Below are 22,133 nucleotides of genomic sequence, written 5' to 3'. Positions count from 1 at the left end.
AGACCAGAGTAACCTGCCGCCGATGATACGCACCCAGGCGTGTCTGGGCGGTGGGGCTCACCTCTAGCAAGTGGCTCTGGTAGCGGTCTGTCGCATTCATGTGTTTAAGAGGCACATATGCGGTAGACCGAAAACGCACTTTTCTGTAAGCTACAGCTTTAGTGTGTCCACTAAAAGCGCGCAGCGAATTGAATTCAGCACATAAAAGCGGGGTGACGTGTCCATACGTCACTCCGCTTTTTTGCAACCTGCGATCGCCCTTTCATGCTTGATTTTCGGGAGGTCTTCTTGACAAAGCCAGCCATACTCGCCCTTGCCGACGGCAGTATTTTCCGCGGTGAGGCAATCGGTGCCGACGGCCAGACCGTTGGTGAAGTGGTATTCAACACCGCTATGACCGGCTACCAGGAAATCCTTACAGACCCTTCCTACGCGCAGCAAATCGTTACCCTGACCTACCCGCACATCGGCAACACCGGCACCACGCCAGAAGACGCAGAATCCAACCGCGTCTGGTCGGCCGGCCTGGTCATTCGCGATCTGCCGCTGCTGGCCAGCAACTGGCGTAACACCCAGTCGCTGCCCGAGTACCTCAAGGCCAACAACGTGGTGGCCATTGCGGGCATCGACACCCGTCGCCTGACTCGAATCCTGCGTGAAAAGGGCGCTCAGAACGGCTGCATCCTGGCCGGTGACGACATCAGCGAAGAAGCCGCAATCGCCGCTGCGCGCGGCTTCCCAGGCCTCAAGGGCATGGACCTGGCCAAGGTGGTTTCCACCAAGGAGCGCTACGAATGGCGTTCCAGCGTGTGGGAGCTCAAGACCGATAGCCACCCCACCCGCGAAGTTGCCGACCTGCCTTATCACGTGGTGGCGTTCGACTACGGCGTCAAGCTGAACATCCTGCGCATGCTGGTCGCCCGTGGCTGCCGCGTCACCGTGGTGCCGGCCCAGACGCCCGCCAGCGAAGTGCTGGCCCTCAGCCCGGACGGCGTGTTCCTGTCCAACGGCCCGGGCGATCCCGAGCCTTGTGACTATGCCATCCAGGCGATCAAGGAAATCCTGGAAACCGACATCCCGGTCTTCGGCATCTGCCTGGGTCACCAGCTGCTGGCCCTGGCCTCCGGCGCCAAGACCGTGAAGATGGGCCACGGCCACCACGGTGCCAACCACCCGGTGCAGGACCTCGATACCGGTGTGGTCATGATCACCAGCCAGAACCACGGCTTTGCGGTGGACGAAGCGACCTTGCCTGGCAACGTGCGCGCCATTCACAAGTCGCTGTTCGACGGTACCCTGCAGGGTATCGAGCGCACCGACAAGAGCGCGTTCAGCTTCCAGGGCCACCCTGAAGCGAGCCCAGGCCCGACCGACGTCGCGCCACTGTTCGATCGTTTCACCGATGCCATGGCCAAGCGCCGCTGAGTCTCCTGCTTCAAGGCCCCGGGCTGGCATGCGCCATGCCCGGATGCGCCTGACCCAGATTGTTCAACGCGGCTTGCCGACTGACCCCGGATTTGAGTGACAACCATGCCAAAACGTACAGACATCAAAAGCATCCTGATTCTCGGCGCTGGCCCGATCGTGATCGGCCAGGCCTGCGAATTCGACTACTCCGGCGCCCAGGCTTGCAAAGCCCTGCGTGAGGAGGGGTTCCGCGTCATCCTGGTGAACTCCAACCCTGCCACCATCATGACCGACCCGGCCATGGCCGACGCCACCTACATCGAGCCGATCAAATGGCAGTCGGTGGCCAAGATCATCGAGAAAGAGCGCCCTGACGCTGTCCTGCCGACCATGGGTGGCCAGACTGCCCTGAACTGCGCCCTGGACCTGGAGCGCCACGGCGTTCTGGAGAAATTCGGCGTGGAAATGATCGGCGCCAATGCCGACACCATCGACAAGGCCGAAGACCGCTCGCGCTTCGACAAGGCCATGAAGGACATCGGCCTGGAGTGCCCGCGCTCCGGTATCGCCCACAGCATGGAAGAGGCCAACGCGGTGCTCGAGAAGCTTGGCTTCCCTTGCATCATCCGTCCGTCGTTCACCATGGGCGGCACTGGCGGCGGCATCGCCTACAACCGCGAAGAATTCGAAGAAATCTGCACCCGTGGCCTGGACCTGTCGCCGACCAAGGAACTGCTGATCGACGAATCGCTGATCGGCTGGAAGGAATACGAGATGGAGGTGGTCCGCGACAAGAAGGACAACTGCATCATCGTCTGCTCCATCGAGAACTTCGACCCGATGGGCGTGCACACCGGCGACTCGATCACCGTCGCCCCGGCGCAGACCCTGACCGACAAGGAATACCAGATCATGCGCAACGCCTCCCTGGCGGTGCTGCGTGAAATCGGCGTCGAGACCGGCGGTTCCAACGTGCAGTTCGGCATTTGCCCGAATACCGGTCGTATGGTCGTCATCGAGATGAACCCGCGGGTGTCGCGCTCCTCGGCATTGGCTTCGAAAGCCACCGGCTTCCCGATCGCCAAGATCGCCGCCAAGCTGGCCATCGGCTACACCCTGGACGAGCTGCAGAACGACATCACCGGTGGCCGCACGCCGGCTTCCTTCGAGCCGTCGATCGACTACGTGGTGACCAAGTTGCCACGCTTTGCCTTCGAGAAATTCCCGAAGGCCGACGCTCGTCTGACGACCCAGATGAAATCTGTCGGTGAAGTCATGGCCATCGGCCGTACCTTCCAGGAATCCTTGCAGAAAGCCCTGCGCGGCCTGGAAGTCGGCGCCTGCGGCCTCGACCCGAAAGTCGACCTGGCCAGCCCCGAGGCTGCCAGCATCCTCAAGCGCGAGCTGACCGTACCGGGCGCCGAGCGCATCTGGTATGTAGCCGACGCCATGCGTTCGGGCATGACCTGCGAGCAGATCTTCGACCTGACCGGCATCGACATGTGGTTCCTGGTGCAGATGGAAGACCTGATCAAGGAGGAGGAGAAGGTCAAGACCCTGGCCCTCACTGCGATCGACAAGGACTGCATGCTGCGCCTCAAGCGCAAGGGTTTCTCGGACCAGCGTCTGGCCAAGCTGCTGGGCATCACCGACAAGACCCTGCGCCGTCACCGCCACAAGCTGGAAGTGTTCCCGGTGTACAAGCGCGTCGACACCTGCGCCGCCGAGTTCGCCACCGACACCGCCTACCTCTATTCCACCTACGAGGAGGAATGCGAGGCGAATCCGTCGAGCCGCGACAAGATCATGATCCTCGGCGGTGGTCCCAACCGTATTGGCCAGGGCATCGAGTTCGACTACTGCTGCGTGCACGCCGCCTTGGCGCTGCGTGACGACGGTTACGAGACCATCATGGTCAACTGCAACCCGGAAACCGTGTCTACCGACTACGACACTTCCGACCGCCTGTACTTCGAGCCGCTGACCCTGGAAGACGTGCTGGAAGTCTGCCGCGTCGAGAAGCCCAAGGGCGTGATCGTGCACTACGGCGGCCAGACCCCGCTCAAGCTTGCCCGCGCCCTGGAAGAAGCCGGCGTGCCGATCATCGGCACCAGCCCCGACGCCATCGACCGTGCCGAAGACCGTGAGCGCTTCCAGCAGATGGTGCAGCGCCTGAACCTGCTACAGCCGCCAAATGCCACCGTGCGCAGCGAAGAAGAGGCCATCAGCGCCGCCGGCACCATCGGTTACCCGCTGGTCGTGCGTCCGTCCTACGTCCTGGGTGGTCGCGCCATGGAGATCGTCTACGAGCTGGACGAGCTCAAGCGCTACCTGCGCGAAGCCGTGCAGGTGTCCAACGACAGCCCGGTGCTGCTGGACCACTTCCTCAACTGCGCCATCGAAATGGACGTGGATGCGGTCTGCGACGGTACCGATGTGGTCATCGGCGCGATCATGCAGCACATCGAACAGGCCGGCGTTCACTCCGGTGACTCGGCATGCTCGCTGCCGCCTTACTCGCTGAGCAAGGAGGTGCAAGATGAAGTGCGTGTGCAGGTCAAGAAAATGGCCCTGGAGCTGGGCGTGGTTGGCCTGATGAACGTGCAGCTGGCCCTGCAGGGCGACAAGATCTACGTGATCGAAGTCAACCCGCGCGCCTCGCGTACCGTACCGTTCGTGTCCAAGTGCATCGGCACGTCGCTGGCCATGATCGCCGCTCGTGTCATGGCAGGCAAAACCCTGAAGGAGCTGGGCTTCACTCAGGAAATCATCCCGAACTTCTACAGCGTGAAGGAAGCCGTCTTCCCATTCGCCAAGTTCCCAGGGGTTGACCCGATCCTCGGCCCTGAGATGAAATCGACCGGTGAAGTGATGGGTGTCGGTGACAGCTTCGGTGAAGCCTTCGCCAAGGCCCAGATGGGTGCCAGCGAAGTGCTGCCGACCGGTGGTACCGCGTTCATCAGCGTGCGTGACGACGACAAGCCGCAAGTGGCCGGCGTCGCCCGCGACCTGATCGCCCTGGGCTTCGAAGTGGTGGCAACCGCAGGTACCGCCAAGGTCATCGAGGCGGCGGGCCTGAAGGTGCGCCGCGTGAACAAGGTGACCGAAGGCCGTCCTCACGTGGTCGACATGATTAAGAACGACGAAGTGTCGCTGATCATCAACACCACCGAAGGCCGTCAGTCGATCGCCGATTCCTACTCGATTCGCCGCAATGCGCTGCAGCACAAGATCTACTGCACCACGACCATTGCGGCCGGTGAAGCCATCTGCGAGGCGCTGAAATTCGGTCCGGAAAAAACCGTTCGCCGCCTGCAGGATCTGCACGCAGGACTCAAAGCATGAGCATGACCAAATACCCGATGACCGTTCAGGGCGCTCGCGCCCTGGAAGAAGAACTGCTCTTTCTGAGCAAGACCGAGCGCCCGCGCCTGAGCCAAGCCATTGGTGAAGCGCGTGAGCTGGGCGACTTGAAGGAGAACGCCGAATACCATGCCGCCCGCGAAGAGCAGGGCATGGTCGAGGCACGTATCCGTGACATCGAAGGCCGTTTGCAGAACTCGGTCGTGATCGACGTGACCACCATTGCCCATACGGGCAAGGTCATCTTCGGCACAACCGTCGATCTGGAAAACACCGAGACGGGTGATCAGGTCACCTATCAGATCGTTGGCGAGGATGAAGCCGACGTTAAGAAAGGCAAGCTGTCCAGCAGTGCGCCGATCGCTCGCGCCATCATCGGCAAGGAAGAGGGTGACACCGTTGTCGTCAAGACGCCAAACGGTACGGTCGAGTACGAGATTGTCGAAGTCAAGCACATCTGACCGGCGCCTGCGGGCGCCTTCCCTTGAGGGGATCCTCTGGCAGCTGGCCCAGGTATTCTGGGTCGGTGGCCTGTGGGTGTTCCACGTGGGGTTGGTGCCTGCTTTGAAAGTCAGCGGCCTTGCGCCATTGCTGGTGCAGGACATTGCCGGGCAGATCGACCGTTGGTTGATCGGCGTGGCACTGCTCGGCCTGATCACTCAGCTGGCGGTATTGGCAAGGGTGGAAGGCCTGGCTGCCTGGTGGCGCCAGTTCCGTGGCCAGATGCTGTTGCTGGGCCTTGGGGCCTGCATCGGCTACTACACCTTGCGTTACGGGATCTCCGTAGGCGAGCGCTGGCAGATGTTCTGTTTCCTGGTGCTGGGCTTCTCCGGCATCGTACTGGTGGCCCAGCCCGTCCCACTCAGGGCGCGTCACGCGCGCCACTGAGCGGCACCACCGTTACTTGTAACGGTGGACGTTGGACAGCTGCTTGTTCGGCTGAGGGTTCTTGCGGTAGATCAGCGCCTTCTTGCCGATGGTCTGCACCAGCTCGGCGCGGCCGGCCTTGCACAGCGCGGCAATGGTCTCGGCACGCTCTTCGCGGTCTTCGGAGCGAATTTCGACCTTGATCAGCTCGTGGTCGGCCAATGCGCGTTCCAATTCGGCGACGACGCCTTCATTCAAACCGTTGCCAGCAACGATCAGGACCGGCTTGAGGTCATGACCAATGGACTTGTATTGCTTCTTCTGCTCGTTATTGAGCGGCATAATCTGACCCTTTCCGTCTGATTCTGTAAAATTGACCGGCATTTTACCCGAGGGCCACCGGCTCCGCCCAGTCAATCACCACGCATATCATCGAGGTGCCCCGTGGTACAACGTTCCAAAAGCAGCGCAAACTGGCTGCGAGAGCATTTCAACGACCCTTTCGTCAAACAGGCGCAGAAGGACGGCTACCGCTCGCGGGCAAGCTACAAGCTGCTTGAGATCCAAGAGAAGGACCGTCTGATCCGTCCTGGCATGAGTGTCATCGACCTGGGTGCAGCGCCGGGCGGCTGGTCCCAGGTGACCAGTCGTCTGATTGGCGGTCAGGGTCGACTGATCGCCTCGGACATCCTGGAGATGGACTCCATCCCCGATGTCACCTTCATCCAAGGGGACTTCACCCAGGACGAGGTGCTGCGGCAAATTCTCGAAGCCGTCGGCGATTCACACGTAGACCTTGTGATTTCGGACATGGCCCCCAATATGAGTGGTACGCCCGCGGTCGACATACCGCGAGCCATGTTCCTTTGCGAGCTGGCCCTGGATTTGGCAACCCGCGTGCTGCGGCCCGGCGGTGATTTTTTGATCAAGATCTTCCAGGGTGAAGGTTTCGATGTGTACCTCAAGGACGTGCGCACCAAGTTCGACAAGGTACAGATGCGCAAACCGTCTTCATCGCGGGACCGCTCCCGCGAGCAGTACCTGCTTGGCAAGGGGTTCAAAGGCGCGTGAACGGTACGAAGCGCAGCGGCCGATAGTTAATTCCAATCGGTCACGGCGTCAGGATCGTCCGAACTTCGTGTAGTCTGGATTTCACAAAGGGTTACAGACGGTGCCTGCGGTTGCGTGGGCAATGTAGTAAGTTAGGGCGATGAATATCATGCGAGGCACGGCTGCGTCGTGCGCCGGCCTCAGAGGGTAGCGAATTGAACGACATGGCAAAGAATCTGATCCTGTGGTTGATCATCGCAGCTGTCCTGGTGACGGTGATGAACAACTTCTCCAGCCCTAACGAGCCGCAGACCCTCAATTACTCCGACTTCATCCAGCAGGTCAAGGATGGCAAGGTCGAGCGAGTGACCGTCGACGGTTACATCATCACCGGCAAGCGCTCCGACGGCGACAGCTTCAAGACCGTGCGCCCGGCGATCACCGACAATGGCCTGATCGGCGACTTGGTGGACAACCACGTGACCGTCGAAGGCAAGCAGCCCGAGCAACAGAGCATCTGGACCCAGTTGCTGGTCGCCAGCTTCCCGATCCTGGTGATCATCGCCGTGTTCATGTTCTTCATGCGCCAGATGCAAGGCGGGGCGGGCGGCAAGGGTGGCCCCATGAGCTTTGGCAAGAGCAAGGCGCGCCTGCTCTCCGAAGACCAGGTCAAGACCACCCTGGCTGACGTCGCCGGCTGCGACGAGGCCAAGGAAGAAGTAGGCGAGCTGGTCGAGTTCCTGCGCGACCCGGGCAAGTTCCAGCGCCTGGGTGGCCGCATTCCCCGCGGTGTGCTGATGGTCGGCCCACCCGGTACCGGTAAGACCCTGCTGGCCAAGGCCATTGCAGGTGAAGCCAAGGTGCCGTTCTTCACCATTTCCGGTTCGGACTTCGTGGAAATGTTCGTCGGTGTCGGTGCCAGCCGTGTGCGCGACATGTTCGAACAGGCCAAGAAGCACGCCCCGTGCATCATCTTCATCGACGAGATCGACGCCGTGGGCCGTCACCGTGGTGCTGGCATGGGCGGGGGCCACGACGAGCGTGAGCAGACCCTCAACCAGTTGCTGGTGGAGATGGACGGCTTCGAGATGAACGATGGCATCATCGTCATTGCCGCGACCAACCGCCCTGACGTGCTCGACCCCGCGCTGCTGCGTCCCGGGCGCTTCGACCGTCAGGTTGTTGTAGGCCTGCCGGACATCCGTGGTCGTGAGCAGATCCTCAAGGTGCACATGCGCAAGGCGCCGATTGGCGACAACGTCAACCCGGCCGTCATTGCCCGTGGTACGCCTGGCTTCTCCGGTGCCGACCTTGCCAACCTGGTCAACGAAGCCGCTCTGTTTGCCGCCCGCTCCAACAAGCGCCTGGTCGACATGAAGGAGTTCGAGCTGGCCAAGGACAAGATCATGATGGGCGCCGAGCGCAAAACCATGGTCATGTCCGAGAAGGAAAAACAGAACACCGCCTACCACGAAGCCGGCCATGCGATCGTAGGTCGCCTGGTGCCCGAGCACGATCCGGTCTACAAGGTGTCGATCATCCCGCGGGGTCGTGCGCTGGGTGTGACCATGTTCCTGCCCGAAGAAGATCGCTACAGCCTGTCCAAGCGTGCGCTGATCAGCCAGATCTGCTCCCTGTACGGCGGTCGTATCGCCGAGGAGATGACCCTGGGCTTCGATGGCGTCACCACCGGCGCTTCCAACGACATCATGCGTGCCAGCCAGATTGCGCGAAACATGGTCACCAAGTGGGGCTTGTCCGAGAAACTGGGCCCGCTGATGTATGCCGAGGAAGACGGCGAAGTGTTCCTGGGTCGTAGTGCAGGTGGCCAGCAGACCAGCGTCTCCGGTGAGACGGCCAAGCTGATCGACTCCGAAGTGCGCAGCATCATCGACCAGTGCTACGCGACCGCCAAGCAGCTGTTGACCGAAAACCGCGACAAGCTCGATGCGATGGCCGAGGCCTTGATGAAGTACGAAACCATCGACGCCGAGCAGATCGACGATATCATGGCGGGCCGTACGCCTCGCGAACCTCGCGATTGGGATGATGATTCGGCTTCCGGTACACCGGCTGCCCAGGGTGATCGCCCGGAATCGCCAATCGGTGGTCCAGCGGCTCAACACTAAGGGCATCTATGAGCTCAGTGCAGCACCCGACCCGATTGCCTTGCGGCAATCGGGTTCTTGATTTGTCGCGTACCCATGTCATGGGTATCCTCAATGTCACGCCCGATTCCTTTTCCGACGGCGGCCGCTTCAGTCAGCGCGACGAGGCCTTGCGCCACGCCGAAGCGATGGTGGCCGCCGGTGCCACGCTGATCGATGTAGGCGGGGAGTCCACCCGCCCGGGTGCGCGGCCCGTTTCGGTCACCGAAGAGCTGGAGCGCGTGGCGCCGATGGTCGAAGCCATCCACCGTCATCTTGATGTCGTGGTGTCGGTCGATACGTCCACGCCTGCCGTCATGCGCGAAGCCGCCCGCCTGGGCGCTGGCCTGATCAACGATGTGCGCGCCCTCGAGCGCGATGGTGCGCTGGATGCCGCGGCTGCCACCGGGCTGCCGGTGTGCCTGATGCACATGCGCGGCGAGCCCGGCACCATGCAGGACGACCCGCATTATGACGATGTCACCGAGGACGTGGCGCGCTACCTTCAGCAGCGCATGATGGCCTGTGCGGACGCCGGCATTGAGGCCGACCGCATCGTGCTCGATCCAGGCTTCGGTTTCGCCAAGACCCTGGCCCACAACCTCAGCCTGTTCAAACACCTCGAAGCGCTCCATCGTCTGGGGCGTCCGCTTCTGGTGGGCGTTTCACGTAAAAGCATGATCGGCCTGACGCTCGAGCGTCCTGTCGCTGAGCGTCTCTATGGCAGCCTGGCGCTGGCGGCGCTGGCCATGACCAAGGGTGCAAGTATCCTGCGCGTGCATGACGTGGCACAAACCGTTGACGTCGTTCGCATGATCGCGGCCGTTCAGCACGCCGAATAAGAACATTGGAGTCCCTATGAGCAGAAAATATTTTGGCACCGACGGCATTCGTGGCCGCGTCGGCGAATACCCGATCACCCCGGAGTTCATGCTCAAGCTCGGCTGGGCAGCCGGCATGGCGTTTCGCAAGCAAGGCCATTGCCGCGTGCTGGTAGGCAAGGACACGCGGATCTCCGGCTACATGTTCGAATCTGCGCTCGAAGCTGGCCTTTCAGCCGCCGGGGCCGATGTGATGCTGCTGGGCCCGATGCCCACGCCTGCCATTGCCTACTTGACCCGCACCTTCCATGCTGAAGCCGGTATCGTCATCAGTGCCTCGCACAACCCGCACGATGACAATGGCATCAAGTTCTTCTCGGGGCAGGGCACCAAGCTGCCGGACGAAGTGGAGCTGATGATCGAGGAGCTGCTCGACCAGCCCATGACCGTTGTGGAATCGAGCAAGCTGGGCAAGGTCTCGCGCATCAACGACGCAGCCGGCCGCTACATCGAGTTCTGCAAGAGCAGTGTGCCCAGCAGCACCAGCTTCGCCAGCCTCAAGCTGGTGGTCGACTGCGCCCACGGCGCCACGTACAAGGTCGCGCCCAGCGTGTTCCGTGAGCTGGGTGCCGATGTCACTGTGCTGCACGCCCAGCCAGATGGCCTGAACATCAACGAAGGCTGTGGTTCGACCCACATCGAATCGCTGCAGGCCGCCGTGCTGGTCGGGCATGCGGACCTGGGCATCGCCTTCGACGGGGATGGCGACCGTGTGTTGATGGTCGATCACACCGGCGCGATCGTCGACGGTGACGAGCTGCTGTTCATCATCGCGCGCGACCTGCATGACCGCGGCAAGCTGCAAGGCGGCGTGGTGGGTACGCTCATGAGCAACCTGGGGCTGGAGCTGGCGCTCAAAGACCTGGATATTCCGTTCGTGCGTGCCAAGGTCGGTGACCGCTACGTCATGGCCGAGCTGCTCGAGCGCGAGTGGCTGATAGGCGGGGAAAATTCCGGTCATGTGGTGTGCTGCAACTACACCACCACCGGTGATGCGATCATCGCCGCGCTGCAGGTGCTGATGGCGCTCAAGCGCCGTGGCGAGACCCTGGCCCAGGCGCGCCAGGCATTGCGCAAATGCCCGCAAGTGCTGATCAATGTACGCTTCGCTGCAAGCGACGTGGACCCGCTCGAGCATCCGGACGTCAAGCAAGCCAGCGCGCAGGTCACAGAGGCCCTGGCAGGCCGTGGGCGGGTATTGCTGCGTAAATCCGGGACCGAGCCGCTGTTGCGCGTCATGGTCGAAGGTGAGGATGAACACCAGGTGCGTCTGCACGCCGAAGCACTGGCAAAGCGCGTCGCAGAAGTTTGTGCCTGAAGCCGCTTGCCAGCGCGAATCTGGTTGGGTAAGATCTGCGCCCACTTTGACCGACGAGGTAAAGCATGCGTCGCCCTATGGTTGCTGGTAACTGGAAGATGCACGGTACCCGCGCCAGCGTCGCTGAGCTGACCGAGGGCTTGCGTAATCTTGCCCTGCCGAGCGGGGTGGAAGTCGCGGTATTCCCGCCAACTTTGTTCATCAACCAGGTGGTTGCTGAACTCGATGGCAAGGGTATTATCGTCGGCGCACAGAATTCTGCAGTATTGCCCGAACAGGGCGCGCTGACCGGTGAAGTTGCTCCGGAACAGCTGGCTGAAGCAGGTTGCAAGTTGGTGTTGATTGGCCATTCGGAGCGTCGCCAGGTAATCGGCGAAGATGACGAAGTGTTGAATCGCAAGTTTGCAGCGGCTCAGGCCAAAGGTTTGAAGCCAGTGCTCTGTATCGGGGAAACCCTTGAAGAGCGCGAGGCAGGCAAAACGCTCGAAGTTGTTGGGCGTCAACTCAACAGTATCATCGAAGCCTTCGGTGTTAGTGTGTTTGCCAATGCGGTAATTGCCTATGAGCCTGTATGGGCCATCGGCACCGGCCTAACGGCCACGCCTCAGCAGGCCCAGGATGTGCATGCCGCCATCCGCAGCCAGCTTGCGGCGAAAGATGCTGAAGTGGCTGCGAAGGTGCAGTTGCTCTACGGCGGCAGCGTGAAGGCGGCCAATGCGGCCGAACTGTTCGGCATGCCGGATATCGATGGGGGCCTCATTGGTGGGGCTTCCCTGAACGCAGACGAATTCGGTGCAATTTGTCGCGCCGCAGGAAACTGAACAAATGCTGGAAACAGTCATCGTTGTTTTTCATCTGTTGGCAGCGCTGTCGCTGGTAGTGCTGGTACTGTTGCAACAGGGTAAGGGGGCGGAAGCCGGTGCATCTTTTGGTGCGGGTGCTTCCAATACCGTCTTCGGAAGTCAGGGCTCTGCCACCTTCCTAAGTAAATTCACTGCAATACTCGCTGCCACTTTCTTTTTGACAGCACTTGGGTTAGGATACTTCGCGAAGCAACAAGCTCACCAGCTTAGCCAAGCAGGTCTTCCAGATCCAGCAGTGCTAGAAGTGAAAGAGCAGCCAAAGCCGGCCATCAATGATGATGTACCGGTGCTCCAAGAACAGAAGAGCGAAGCCACTCCTAATTCGAGTGATGTACCTCCTCCGGCAGAAGAGCAGAAGTAACGGGTTTCAAAGTAGTATTGCCGAGGTGGTGGAATTGGTAGACACGCAACCTTGAGGTGGTTGTGCCCATAGGGTGTAGGGGTTCGAGTCCCCTTCTCGGTACCATTTAAAGCTTGAGAGCCCGCCTTGGCGGGCTTTCTTGCAGGTGAAGGTTTGGATTTGACCCTCAAGTGGGTTCGGTCTTATACTTTCGCCCCAGCTTTGTCGCGGGGTGGAGCAGCTTGGTAGCTCGTCGGGCTCATAACCCGAAGGTCGTTGGTTCAAATCCAGCCCCCGCAACCAGCTTCAGCGAAGCCCCTTTTCAGGGGCTTTTTGCTAACCGAACAGTTCAGGCGTCGTTGTCCAACGGCGCTTTCAGGGATGGGCGCTTCGCCCATTTTTTATTTGCACAGCATGCACGAGGGGGTTCAGGTGTCGAGCAAGCTAGAACAGTTGCAGGCCTTGTTGGCCCCGGTTGTCGAGGGTCTGGGCTATCAATGCTGGGGGATCGAATTCGTTTCCCAGGGCAAGCATTCGGTATTGCGTATCTACATCGACAAGGAAGGCGGCATTCTGGTGGACGACTGCGAAGCTGTCAGCCGTCAAGCCAGCGCCATCCTGGATGTCGAGGATCCGATCAGCAGCGAGTACACCCTCGAGGTGTCTTCTCCAGGCATGGATCGCCCACTGTTCACACTGGAACAGTTTGCCTCGCATGCCGGCGAACAAGTGAAGATCAAGCTGCGCTCACCCTTCGAGGGTCGTCGTAACTTCCAGGGCCTTCTCCGCGGTGTGGAGGAGCAGGATGTGGTGGTCCAGGTGGACGACCAGGAGTTCCTACTGCCGATCGATTCGATCGACAAGGCCAATATTATTCCCAGTTTTGACTGAGACGTGCCGGGTCCGACGGATTATCCGGGCCCAATGGCTTGCGCAAGGCGAGGCGTACGATGAGCAAAGAAGTACTGCTGGTTGTTGAATCGGTATCCAACGAAAAAGGTGTACCGCCCGGCGTCATTTTCGAAGCGCTGGAGGTGGCCCTGGCCACCGCAACCAAAAAACGTTTTGAAGACGAAGTCGACCTGCGTGTGGAAATCAACCGCCACACCGGTAGCTACGAGACCTTCCGTCGTTGGACCGTGGTCGATGAAGCCGACCTCGATGATCCGGCCATCGAAACCTGGCTGGACAAGATCAAGGACACACATCCCGAAGCCAAGATTGGCGACGTGATCGAAGAAAAGATCGAGTCCATCGAGTTCGGCCGTATCGCCGCGCAGACCGCCAAGCAGGTGATCGTGCAGAAGGTCCGTGAGGCCGAGCGTGCGCAGGTGGTGGATGCCTACCGTGAGCGTGTGGGCGAAATCATCTCCGGCACCGTCAAGAAGGTCACCCGCGACAACGTCATCGTCGATCTGGGCAACAACGCCGAGGCGTTGCTGGCCCGCGAAGACATCATCGCCCGCGAAACTTTCCGTGTTGGTGTGCGCCTGCGTGCACTGCTCAAGGAAATTCGCACCGAAAACCGTGGTCCTCAGCTGATCCTGTCGCGCACCGCGCCGCAGATGCTGATCGAGCTTTTCCGCATCGAAGTGCCGGAAATCGCTGAAGGCCTCATCGAAGTCATGGCCGCCTCCCGTGATCCGGGTTCGCGAGCCAAGATCGCCGTCCGCTCCAAGGACAAGCGCATCGACCCGCAAGGCGCCTGCATCGGCATGCGTGGGTCGCGCGTCCAGGCCGTATCCGGAGAGTTGGGTGGTGAGCGTGTGGATATCGTTCTCTGGGACGATAACCCGGCGCAGTTCGTCATCAACGCCATGTCGCCGGCTGAAGTCGCGGCGATCATCGTTGATGAAGATGCCCATGCCATGGACATCGCCGTCGCCGAAGACAACCTGGCCCAAGCCATTGGCCGTGGCGGTCAGAACGTTCGCCTGGCCAGTCAGTTGACTGGCTGGACCCTGAACGTGATGACCGAGAAGGACATCCAGGCCAAGCAGCAAGCCGAAACTGGCGACATCCTGCGCAATTTCATCGATGAACTGGAAGTCGACGAGGAGCTGGCCCAAGTGCTGGTCGACGAAGGCTTCACCAGCCTTGAAGAAATTGCCTACGTACCGTTGGAAGAAATGCTCAACATCGATGGCTTTGACGAAGATATCGTCAATGAGCTCCGCGCTCGAGCCAAGGACCGTTTGTTGACCAAGGCCATCGCTACCGAAGAAAAACTGGCAGACGCCCATCCGGCCGAAGACCTGCTCTCCCTTGAGGGCATGGACAAGGACCTGGCGGCGGAACTGGCGGTGCGCGGCGTGGTTAACCGCGAAGACCTGGCCGAGCAGTCGATCGACGACCTGCTCGACATCGACGGCATCGACGAAGAGCGTGCCGGCAAGTTGATCATGGCCGCCCGAGCCCACTGGTTCGAGTAATTAGGCGCGGCCTGAGGAGAGAAGTGCATGACGCAAGTCACGGTGAAAGAACTGGCCCAAGAGGTCGAGGCACCGGTAGAGCGCCTGCTGCAGCAGATGCGTGAGGCAGGTCTGCCGCACACCGACGCCGGTCAGGTAGTGACCGACAATGAGAAGCAGACGTTGCTGACTCATTTGAAGAGCAGCCACAAGAGCAAGGCGGAAGAACCGCGCAAGATTACCTTGCAGCGCAAAACCACCAGCACCCTGCGTGTCGCCGGTAGTAAGAGCATCAGCGTAGAAGTACGCAAGAAGAAAGTATTCGTGCAGCGCAGCCCGGAAGAGATCCAGGCTGAGCAGAAGCGTGAGCTCGAAGAGCGCCGTGCAGCTGAAAACGCTGCCCGCGATAAAATTGACGCCGAAGTACGTCAGCGCAACGAAGAGCAGGCACGTCGCCAAGCTGCTGAGGCCGCTGCTGCCGCTCCGGCCCCTGCGGCCAAGGCAGAACAGGCTTCGGCCCCTGCCGCAGCGCCGGTAGTGGCCAATGCGCCGACGTCGGAAGACGCTGCCGCTCGTGCTGCCGAGCGCAAGAAAGACGAGACCCGTCGCAACGAGAGCCGCACCCGTGATGACGACCGTCGTCGTGGCGAAGCGCCGCGTGTGTCGATCAAGGTTAAGGTCAAGGAAAAGGAAAAGGCTCCGACGCCTCGTGCCGCGCCGCGTACCACCGACGAAGAGAGCGATGGCGCTCGTCGTGGTCGTGGTGGCAAGAGCAAGCTGAAGAAGCGTAACCAGCACGGCTTCCAGAACCCGACTGGTCCTGTCATTCGTGACGTGACCATCGGCGAGACCATCACCGTCTCCGAGCTTGCCAACCAGATGTCCGTCAAGGGCGCTGAAGTGGTCAAGTTCATGTTCAAGATGGGCACCCCGGTGACCATCAATCAGGTGCTCGATCAGGAAACCGCGCAGCTGATCGCCGAAGAGCTGGGCCACAAGGTCACGCTGATCAGCGATTCCGCCCTGGAAGACTCCCTGGCCGAATCCCTGAAGTTCGAAGGCCAGACCGAGTCCCGTGCGCCGGTCGTGACCGTCATGGGTCACGTTGACCACGGTAAGACCTCGCTGCTCGACTACATCCGTCGTGCCAAGGTTGCTGCTGGCGAAGCCGGTGGTATCACCCAGCACATCGGTGCCTACCACGTGGAAACCGACCGCGGCATGGTCACCTTCCTCGACACCCCAGGCCACGCTGCGTTTACCCAGATGCGTGCCCGTGGTGCCAAGGCGACCGATATCGTCATCCTGGTAGTGGCGGCGGACGACGGCGTGATGCCACAAACCCGCGAAGCCGTTCAGCATGCAAAGGCAGCTGGCGTACCGCTGGTGGTGGCGGTCAACAAGATCGACAAGCCTGGTGCTGACCTCGATCGCATCCGCAACGAGCTGGCCGTCGAAGGCGTGACCTCCGAGGACTGGGGTGGTGACACGCCATTCGTCAAGGTTTCGGCCAAGATGGGTACCGGCGTGGACGAACTGCTCGAAGCGGTACTGCTGCAGGCCGAGATCCTCGAGCTGACCGCTACGCCGACCGCCCCAGGGCGCGGTGTGGTCGTCGAATCGCGCCTGGACAAGGGCCGCGGCCCAGTCGCTACCATCCTGGTTCAGGACGGTACGCTGCGTCAGGGCGACATGGTGCTGTGCGGCTCCAACTATGGCCGCGTTCGCGCCATGCTGGACGAGAACGGCAAGCCTGTGAAGGAAGCTGGGCCGTCCATCCCGGTCGAAATCCTTGGCCTGGACGGCACGCCGGAAGCCGGTGACGAGCTGTCGGTAGTGGCTGACGAGAAGAAAGCCCGCGAAGTTGCCATGTTCCGCCAAGGCAAGTATCGCGAGGTCAAGCTGGCCCGTGCTCACGCAGGCAAGCTGGAAAACATCTTCGAGACCATGGGTCAGGAAGAGAAGAAGACGCTCAACATCGTCCTCAAGACCGATGTGCGCGGTTCTCTCGAAGCGCTGCAGGGCTCGCTCGGCGGCCTGGGCAACGACGAAGTGCAGGTTCGTGTCATTGGTGGCGGCGTAGGTGGTATCACCGAGAGCGATGCCAACCTGGCGCTGGCTTCGAACGCAGTACTGTTCGGCTTCAACGTGCGTGCCGATGCCGGTGCGCGCAAGATCGTCGAGCAGGAAGGTCTGGATATGCGTTACTACAACGTGATCTACGACATCATCGAAGACGTCAAGAAAGCCCTGACCGGCATGCTCGGCAGCGATGTTCGCGAGAACATCCTGGGCGTCGCCGAAGTGCGTGACGTGTTCCGTTCGCCGAAGTTCGGCGCCATCGCTGGCTGTATGGTCATCGAAGGTACCGTCTACCGTAACCGCCCGATCCGCGTACTGCGCGACGACGTGGTTATCTTCGAGGGCGAGCTGGAATCGCTGCGTCGCTTCAAGGACGATGCCGCCGAAGTGCGTAACGGCATGGAGTGTGGTATCGGCGTGAAGAGCTACAACGACGTCAAGGTCGGCGACAAGATCGAAGTGTTCGAGAAAGTCCAGGTGGCTCGTACCCTCTAAGGGTGAGCAGGCTGCAAGCGCCTTGGCGGGCGCTTTGCAGCACCTCTTCAGGTAGCGCCCGGTCAGGCATCGTTCTGACCGGGCGTTTGCCGCTTTACGTTACAGGTAACAAGAATGGCCAAAGAATATAGCCGTACCCAACGCATTGGCGATCAGATGCAGCGCGAACTGGCTGAGCTGATCCGTCGTGAAGTCAAGGATCCGCGTGTCGGTCTGGTCACCATCACAGCCGTGGATGTGAGCCGCGACCTGGGCCATGCCAAGGTGTTCATCACCGTGATGGGTGAAGAAACCCCCGATGCCGTGCAGCAGTCGCTCAAGGCCCTGAACAGCGCTGCCAGCTTCCTGCGCTTGCACCTGGGTCGCTCCATGCAGCTGCGCAGCGTGCCGCAATTGCACTTCCACTTCGACGAGAGCGTCAGCCGGGGCGTGCACCTGTCGGCATTGATCGAGCGTGCAGTGGCTGAAGACCGCCTGCACAAGGATGCCGACGAGTCTGGCACCAAGGAGTAATCGGTGGCCCAGGTCAAACGTATCCGCCGCAACGTCAGCGGCATCATCCTGCTGGACAAGCCCTTGGGCTTCACCTCCAACGCTGCCTTGCAAAAGGTGCGCTGGTTGCTCAATGCCGAGAAGGCCGGTCATACCGGCAGCCTCGACCCGCTGGCCACCGGTGTCTTGCCGCTGTGCTTCGGCGAGGCCACCAAGTTTTCGCAGTACCTGCTCGACTCCGACAAGGGCTACGAGACGGTCATGCAGCTGGGCCAGACGACCAACACCGGCGACGCCGAGGGCGAGGTGCTGCGCACCCGCGAGGTGACCGTTGGTCGCGCCGAGCTGGAAGCCGCGCTACCCGGTTTTCGTGGCCCGATCAGCCAGATACCGCCCATGTACTCGGCCCTCAAGCGTGACGGTCAGCCGTTATACAAGCTGGCGCGTGCAGGAGAGGTAGTGGAGCGCGAGGCGCGTTCTGTTACTATTAGCCGTCTTGAACTGCTCGAGTGCGAAGGCACCCGTGCACGCTTGAGCGTCGGCTGCAGCAAAGGCACCTATATTCGTACCCTGGTGGAAGATATTGGTGAAGTGCTGGGCTGTGGTGCGTATGTCGCAGAGCTGCGCAGAACGCAGGCCGGGCCCTTCGCGCTGGCGCAGACGGTCACGCTCGAGGAGCTTGAGCAGGCCCACGCCGAAGGCGGCAACGAAGCGCTCGATCGCTTCCTCATGCCGTCGGACAGCGGGCTGCAGGACTGGCCGATGGTGAGCCTGTCCGAGCACAGCGCCTTCTACTGGCTGCATGGGCAGGCAGTGCGCGCACCGGACGCGCCGCAATTCGGCATGGTTCGTGTACAGGATCACAATGCCCGCTTCATCGGTATCGGTGAAGTGAGCGAAGACGGGCGGATCGCGCCACGTCGATTGATTCGGTCGGAATGACCGAAACCATGGGCCTAGGCATTTGCCGAGGTCCGTGGAGCAGAGGGTGGCTGTCAGTAGGCACGGTCACACCTCTTTCTATTGATACAGGGATAAGTCCCTGGCCTATTGGAACCCGTTCGCGGGGTCCGTTTAATCAGGAGAAGCCTCATGGCCCTCAGCGTTGAAGAAAAAGCTAAGATCGTTGCCGAACACCAGCAAGCCGCCGGCGACACCGGTAGCCCGGAAGTACAGGTTGCTCTGCTGACCGCCAACATCAACAAGCTGCAAGGCCACTTCAAGGCCAACGACAAAGACCACCACTCCCGTCGTGGTCTGATTCGCATGGTCAACCAGCGTCGTAAGCTGCTGGACTACCTGAAGGGCAAAGACACCACCCGTTACAGCGCGCTGATCGCTCGCCTGGGCCTGCGTCGCTAATAGCGGCCTGGTTGGTGGTGTGCATGGCGTGCCGCTGGTTTCGACAGGGCTGTTTTACAGCCTTGTCGTGGGGCACGCCACGCATGACTTCGAGGCTGGCAGCCTGGTAATTCGAGCGGTTTTTTGCTCGGTTCCAGGCTCCCGGCCTCGAGTTGTATCTGGACGGTAGACAGGGCCGATTCCCTGCACTGCCCAAGCATTCGCAAGAAAACAGTTCCCCCAAGAGCCACTGAAGAAGGTAGGAAACCGTGAACCCGGTAATCAAGACATTCCAGTTCGGTCAATCGACCGTTACTCTCGAAACGGGCCGCATTGCCCGTCAGGCCACCGGCGCCGTGCTGGTCACCGTCGACAACGACGTCACCGTGCTGGTGACCGTGGTCGGTGCCAAGCAAGCTGATCCAGGCAAGGGCTTCTTCCCGCTGTCGGTTCACTACCAGGAAAAGACCTACGCTGCCGGCAAGATCCCAGGTGGTTTCTTCAAGCGTGAAGGCCGTCCTTCCGAGAAAGAAACCCTGACCTCGCGCCTGATCGACCGTCCGATCCGTCCGCTGTTCCCTGAAGGGTTCATGAACGAAGTGCAGGTCGTCTGCACCGTGGTTTCCACCAGCAAGAAGACCGACCCCGATGTTGCCGCAATGATCGGTACCTCGGCGGCCCTGGCCATCTCCGGCATTCCATTCGAAGGCCCGATTGGCGCGGCGCGCGTTGCTTTCCACGAAAGCACCGGCTACCTGCTGAACCCAACGTACGAGCAACTGGCTGCCTCGAGCCTGGACATGGTCGTCGCCGGTACCGAAACCGCCGTGTTGATGGTTGAATCGGAAGCCAAAGAGCTCACCGAAGACCAGATGCTGGGCGCCGTGCTGTTCGCCCACGACGAGTTCCAGGCCGTCATCCAGGCCGTCAAGGAGCTGGCTGCAGAAGCCGGCAAGCCAACGTGGGACTGGCAGCCTGCTGCCGCCAACACCGAGCTGATGAACCTGGTACGCGCCGAATTTGGCGAGCAGGTGTCGCAGGCCTACACCATCACCCAGAAAGCGGACCGCTACACCCGCCTGGGCCAGCTGCGCGATGAAGCCATTGCCCGCCTGAGCAACGAAGAAGCCGGCCCGACCGCTGGCCAGATCAAGGAAATCTTCGGCGAGCTGGAATACCGCACCGTGCGCGAGAACATCGTGAACGGCAAGCCGCGCATCGACGGCCGTGACACCCGCACCGTGCGTCCGCTGAACATCGAAGTCGGTGTTCTGCCCAAAACCCACGGCTCGGCACTGTTCACCCGTGGCGAGACCCAGGCGCTGGTCGTTGCCACCCTCGGTACTGCCCGCGACGCACAGTTGCTGGACACCCTGGAAGGTGAGAAGAAAGATCCCTTCATGCTGCACTACAACTTCCCACCGTTCTCGGTCGGTGAGTGCGGTCGCATGGGCGGTGCTGGCCGTCGTGAAATCGGCCACGGTCGTTTGGCGCGTCGCGGCGTGCAGGCGATGCTGCCAAGCGACAGCGAATTCCCGTACACCATCCGTGTCGTCTCGGAAATCACCGAGTCCAACGGTTCGAGCTCCATGGCTTCGGTCTGCGGTGCCTCGCTGGCCCTGATGGATGCCGGTGTGCCGATGAAAGCACCGGTTGCCGGTATCGCCATGGGCCTGGTCAAGGAAGGCGAGAAGTTTGCCGTTCTGACCGACATCCTGGGTGACGAAGACCACCTCGGCGACATGGACTTCAAGGTAGCCGGTACCGCCAAGGGCGTCACCGCGCTGCAGATGGACATCAAGATCAACGGCATCACCGAAGAGATCATGGAAATCGCCCTGGGCCAGGCCCTGGAAGCGCGCCTGAACATCCTCGGCCAGATGAACCAGATCATTGCTCAGTCGCGTACCGAACTGTCGGCCAACGCGCCGACCATGATCGCCATGAAGATCGACTCGGACAAGATCCGCGACGTGATCGGCAAGGGCGGCGCCACCATTCGCGCCATCTGCGAAGAGACCAAGGCTTCGATCGATATCGAAGACGACGGCTCGATCAAGATCTTCGGCGAGACCAAGGAAGCGGCAGATGCCGCCAAGCAGCGCATCCTGGGCATCACTGCCGAGGCCGAGATTGGCAAGATCTACGTGGGCAAGGTCGAGCGTATCGTCGATTTCGGCGCCTTCGTCAACATCCTGCCTGGCAAGGATGGCCTGGTGCACATCTCCATGCTGAGCGATGCGCGCGTCGAGAAAGTCACCGACATCCTCAAGGAAGGTCAGGAAGTCGAAGTATTGGTACTGGACGTGGATAACCGCGGCCGTATCAAGCTGTCCATCAAGGACGTCGCGGCAGCCAAGGCGTCTGGCGTCTAATAGCCTAGCGCTTCACAAAGGGCTCCCTCGGGAGCTCTTTTTTTTGCTCGGTTCTGGGCTTTGCCGTTATAAATACAAAAATAGACCAGGAACTTTTAACGGACTTGCATCTTGCATGCAGGTTTATCGTGCAGATTGCAGAATGCACGAGCAGTAATGAGGTCGATGATTTTTAAGTCTTTGATTTATAAGGAAACAAGCGAAGCGTAAAACCTGGCATAGGCCATGCAACTACCTGTTTACCTGCCGCCAGACACATGGCGCAGACCTTTCGAAAAACAGGAGTGACTCACATGAAGAAGTTCGCCATTGCTGCCGCTACTGCTACCGCTCTGACCCTGACCATGGCCAATGCCGCTTTCGCAGCCCAGGCCACCCAGGCTCCGGTGATGCTGGCTGCCAACACCACCACTGAACACGCCAAGCAAGAAACCTCTGACACCTGGATCACCACCAAGGTCAAGGCGGATCTTCTGACCGAGAAAGGCGTACCAGGCAGCGACATCAAAGTAGAAACCAGCCACGGCGTAGTTTCTCTGTCCTCGGACGTAAAAGTGACCGAGTCTCAAAAAGAAGTGGCCGTGCGTGTTGCCAAGAACATCAAAGGCGTCAAGAGCGTGATGGCTGACGGCCTGAAAGCTGAATAAGGATCGTCCTGTCGGCCAAATGGATTTGGCCAGCTACAACCAAAGCCCCGGCCT

General features: G+C 60.7%; 19 protein-coding genes and 2 tRNA genes. 20 read left to right on the top strand and 1 reads right to left on the bottom strand.

The window, feature by feature from the left end; all coding sequences use genetic code 11:
* The first annotated feature begins 288 nt into the window (after nt 1-288).
* The 4 genes from carA to ACF8R3_RS02010 all read left to right on the top strand — a co-directional run bounded on the left by carA (nt 289) and on the right by ACF8R3_RS02010 (nt 5,658).
* A complete protein-coding gene (gene carA, locus ACF8R3_RS02025) occupies nt 289-1,425 on the top strand; it encodes a glutamine-hydrolyzing carbamoyl-phosphate synthase small subunit (protein WP_392514747.1) in 1,137 nt (378 codons plus the stop codon).
* Between the two features lie 105 nt (nt 1,426-1,530).
* Nucleotides 1,531-4,752, top strand: a complete 3,222-nt coding sequence (carB, locus tag ACF8R3_RS02020) for a carbamoyl-phosphate synthase large subunit (RefSeq protein WP_058604764.1) — start codon at nt 1,531-1,533, stop codon at nt 4,750-4,752.
* On the top strand, nt 4,749-5,231 hold the full coding sequence (gene greA, locus ACF8R3_RS02015) for a transcription elongation factor GreA (RefSeq protein WP_173645884.1): 483 nt from the start codon (nt 4,749-4,751) through the stop codon (nt 5,229-5,231). The genes carB and greA overlap by 4 nt, the downstream gene beginning before the upstream one ends.
* Nucleotides 5,209-5,658: an MFS transporter gene (locus ACF8R3_RS02010; RefSeq protein WP_080671990.1), complete on the top strand. Its 450-nt coding sequence runs from the start codon at nt 5,209-5,211 to the stop codon at nt 5,656-5,658. The genes greA and ACF8R3_RS02010 overlap by 23 nt, the downstream gene beginning before the upstream one ends.
* A gap of 12 nt (nt 5,659-5,670) precedes the next feature.
* Here ACF8R3_RS02010 and yhbY read toward each other — a convergent pair whose 3' ends face one another.
* Nucleotides 5,671-5,979 carry a ribosome assembly RNA-binding protein YhbY gene (gene yhbY / locus ACF8R3_RS02005; RefSeq protein WP_023533185.1) on the bottom strand — a complete coding sequence of 103 codons (309 nt, stop codon included), beginning with the start codon at nt 5,977-5,979 and terminating at the stop codon, nt 5,671-5,673.
* 102 nt (nt 5,980-6,081) lie between these two features.
* On the opposite strand from yhbY, the gene rlmE reads away from it, so the two are divergent.
* The 16 genes from rlmE to ACF8R3_RS01925 all read left to right on the top strand — a co-directional run bounded on the left by rlmE (nt 6,082) and on the right by ACF8R3_RS01925 (nt 22,079).
* A complete protein-coding gene (gene rlmE / locus ACF8R3_RS02000) occupies nt 6,082-6,708 on the top strand; it encodes a 23S rRNA (uridine(2552)-2'-O)-methyltransferase RlmE (RefSeq protein WP_027915415.1) in 627 nt (208 codons plus the stop codon).
* A gap of 203 nt (nt 6,709-6,911) precedes the next feature.
* The gene (gene ftsH / locus ACF8R3_RS01995; protein WP_058604763.1) at nt 6,912-8,816 is read left to right on the top strand and encodes an ATP-dependent zinc metalloprotease FtsH; all 1,905 of its coding nucleotides are present in this window, start codon (nt 6,912-6,914) and stop codon (nt 8,814-8,816) included.
* 8 nt (nt 8,817-8,824) lie between these two features.
* Nucleotides 8,825-9,676 carry a dihydropteroate synthase gene (gene folP, locus ACF8R3_RS01990; protein ID WP_145253499.1) on the top strand — a complete coding sequence of 284 codons (852 nt, stop codon included), beginning with the start codon at nt 8,825-8,827 and terminating at the stop codon, nt 9,674-9,676.
* Between the two features lie 16 nt (nt 9,677-9,692).
* Entirely contained in the window at nt 9,693-11,033 is a 1,341-nt protein-coding gene (glmM, locus tag ACF8R3_RS01985) for a phosphoglucosamine mutase (RefSeq protein WP_392475102.1), read from the top strand.
* 65 nt (nt 11,034-11,098) lie between these two features.
* Nucleotides 11,099-11,854: a triose-phosphate isomerase gene (tpiA, locus tag ACF8R3_RS01980; RefSeq protein ID WP_058639195.1), complete on the top strand. Its 756-nt coding sequence runs from the start codon at nt 11,099-11,101 to the stop codon at nt 11,852-11,854.
* Nucleotides 11,855-11,858: 4 nt separating this feature from the next.
* Nucleotides 11,859-12,257: a preprotein translocase subunit SecG gene (secG, locus tag ACF8R3_RS01975; protein ID WP_058604759.1), complete on the top strand. Its 399-nt coding sequence runs from the start codon at nt 11,859-11,861 to the stop codon at nt 12,255-12,257.
* Between the two features lie 19 nt (nt 12,258-12,276).
* Nucleotides 12,277-12,362, top strand: a tRNA-Leu gene (locus tag ACF8R3_RS01970).
* Nucleotides 12,363-12,462: 100 nt separating this feature from the next.
* A tRNA-Met gene (locus tag ACF8R3_RS01965) sits at nt 12,463-12,539 on the top strand.
* Between the two features lie 129 nt (nt 12,540-12,668).
* A complete protein-coding gene (gene rimP / locus ACF8R3_RS01960; protein WP_023533134.1) occupies nt 12,669-13,127 on the top strand; it encodes a ribosome maturation factor RimP in 459 nt (152 codons plus the stop codon).
* 59 nt (nt 13,128-13,186) lie between these two features.
* Nucleotides 13,187-14,668 (top strand): transcription termination factor NusA, encoded by a 1,482-nt coding sequence (gene nusA, locus ACF8R3_RS01955; protein ID WP_023533184.1) that lies wholly within the window; start codon nt 13,187-13,189, stop codon nt 14,666-14,668.
* Nucleotides 14,669-14,695: 27 nt separating this feature from the next.
* Nucleotides 14,696-17,224 carry a translation initiation factor IF-2 gene (infB, locus tag ACF8R3_RS01950; protein ID WP_058604758.1) on the top strand — a complete coding sequence of 843 codons (2,529 nt, stop codon included), beginning with the start codon at nt 14,696-14,698 and terminating at the stop codon, nt 17,222-17,224.
* A 114-nt stretch (nt 17,225-17,338) separates the two neighbouring features.
* Nucleotides 17,339-17,737 (top strand): 30S ribosome-binding factor RbfA, encoded by a 399-nt coding sequence (gene rbfA / locus ACF8R3_RS01945; protein WP_012274243.1) that lies wholly within the window; start codon nt 17,339-17,341, stop codon nt 17,735-17,737.
* 3 nt (nt 17,738-17,740) lie between these two features.
* A complete protein-coding gene (gene truB, locus ACF8R3_RS01940; RefSeq protein WP_027915407.1) occupies nt 17,741-18,658 on the top strand; it encodes a tRNA pseudouridine(55) synthase TruB in 918 nt (305 codons plus the stop codon).
* A 150-nt stretch (nt 18,659-18,808) separates the two neighbouring features.
* A complete protein-coding gene (rpsO, locus tag ACF8R3_RS01935; protein WP_023533188.1) occupies nt 18,809-19,078 on the top strand; it encodes a 30S ribosomal protein S15 in 270 nt (89 codons plus the stop codon).
* 248 nt (nt 19,079-19,326) lie between these two features.
* Nucleotides 19,327-21,432, top strand: coding sequence for a polyribonucleotide nucleotidyltransferase (gene pnp / locus ACF8R3_RS01930; protein WP_023533183.1), 2,106 nt, complete (start codon nt 19,327-19,329; stop codon nt 21,430-21,432).
* 293 nt (nt 21,433-21,725) lie between these two features.
* On the top strand, nt 21,726-22,079 hold the full coding sequence (locus ACF8R3_RS01925) for a BON domain-containing protein (RefSeq protein WP_196185688.1): 354 nt from the start codon (nt 21,726-21,728) through the stop codon (nt 22,077-22,079).
* Nucleotides 22,080-22,133 lie beyond the last annotated feature (54 nt).

This window comes from Pseudomonas sp. FYR_7 (assembly GCF_043106155.1).
GTDB classification, from domain to species: domain Bacteria; phylum Pseudomonadota; class Gammaproteobacteria; order Pseudomonadales; family Pseudomonadaceae; genus Aquipseudomonas; species Aquipseudomonas parafulva_B.
Note: the sequence above shows the minus strand (reverse complement) of the source record. Positions and strands in the feature narration are given on the sequence as shown.

What these genes read in the sequence shown, in the direction of transcription:
- rpsO (WP_023533188.1), top strand. Translation starts at nt 18,809, where the DNA reads ATGGCCCTCAGCGTTGAAGAAAAAGCTAAGATCGTTGCCGAACACCAG.
- ftsH (WP_058604763.1), top strand. Translation starts at nt 6,912, where the DNA reads ATGGCAAAGAATCTGATCCTGTGGTTGATCATCGCAGCTGTCCTGGTG.
- secG (WP_058604759.1), top strand. Translation starts at nt 11,859, where the DNA reads ATGCTGGAAACAGTCATCGTTGTTTTTCATCTGTTGGCAGCGCTGTCG.
- infB (WP_058604758.1), top strand. Translation starts at nt 14,696, where the DNA reads ATGACGCAAGTCACGGTGAAAGAACTGGCCCAAGAGGTCGAGGCACCG.
- folP (WP_145253499.1), top strand. Translation starts at nt 8,825, where the DNA reads ATGAGCTCAGTGCAGCACCCGACCCGATTGCCTTGCGGCAATCGGGTT.
- greA (WP_173645884.1), top strand. Translation starts at nt 4,749, where the DNA reads ATGAGCATGACCAAATACCCGATGACCGTTCAGGGCGCTCGCGCCCTG.
- carB (WP_058604764.1), top strand. Translation starts at nt 1,531, where the DNA reads ATGCCAAAACGTACAGACATCAAAAGCATCCTGATTCTCGGCGCTGGC.
- yhbY (WP_023533185.1), bottom strand. Translation starts at nt 5,979, where the DNA reads ATGCCGCTCAATAACGAGCAGAAGAAGCAATACAAGTCCATTGGTCAT.
- glmM (WP_392475102.1), top strand. Translation starts at nt 9,693, where the DNA reads ATGAGCAGAAAATATTTTGGCACCGACGGCATTCGTGGCCGCGTCGGC.
- tpiA (WP_058639195.1), top strand. Translation starts at nt 11,099, where the DNA reads ATGCGTCGCCCTATGGTTGCTGGTAACTGGAAGATGCACGGTACCCGC.
- ACF8R3_RS01925 (WP_196185688.1), top strand. Translation starts at nt 21,726, where the DNA reads ATGAAGAAGTTCGCCATTGCTGCCGCTACTGCTACCGCTCTGACCCTG.
- nusA (WP_023533184.1), top strand. Translation starts at nt 13,187, where the DNA reads ATGAGCAAAGAAGTACTGCTGGTTGTTGAATCGGTATCCAACGAAAAA.
- rbfA (WP_012274243.1), top strand. Translation starts at nt 17,339, where the DNA reads ATGGCCAAAGAATATAGCCGTACCCAACGCATTGGCGATCAGATGCAG.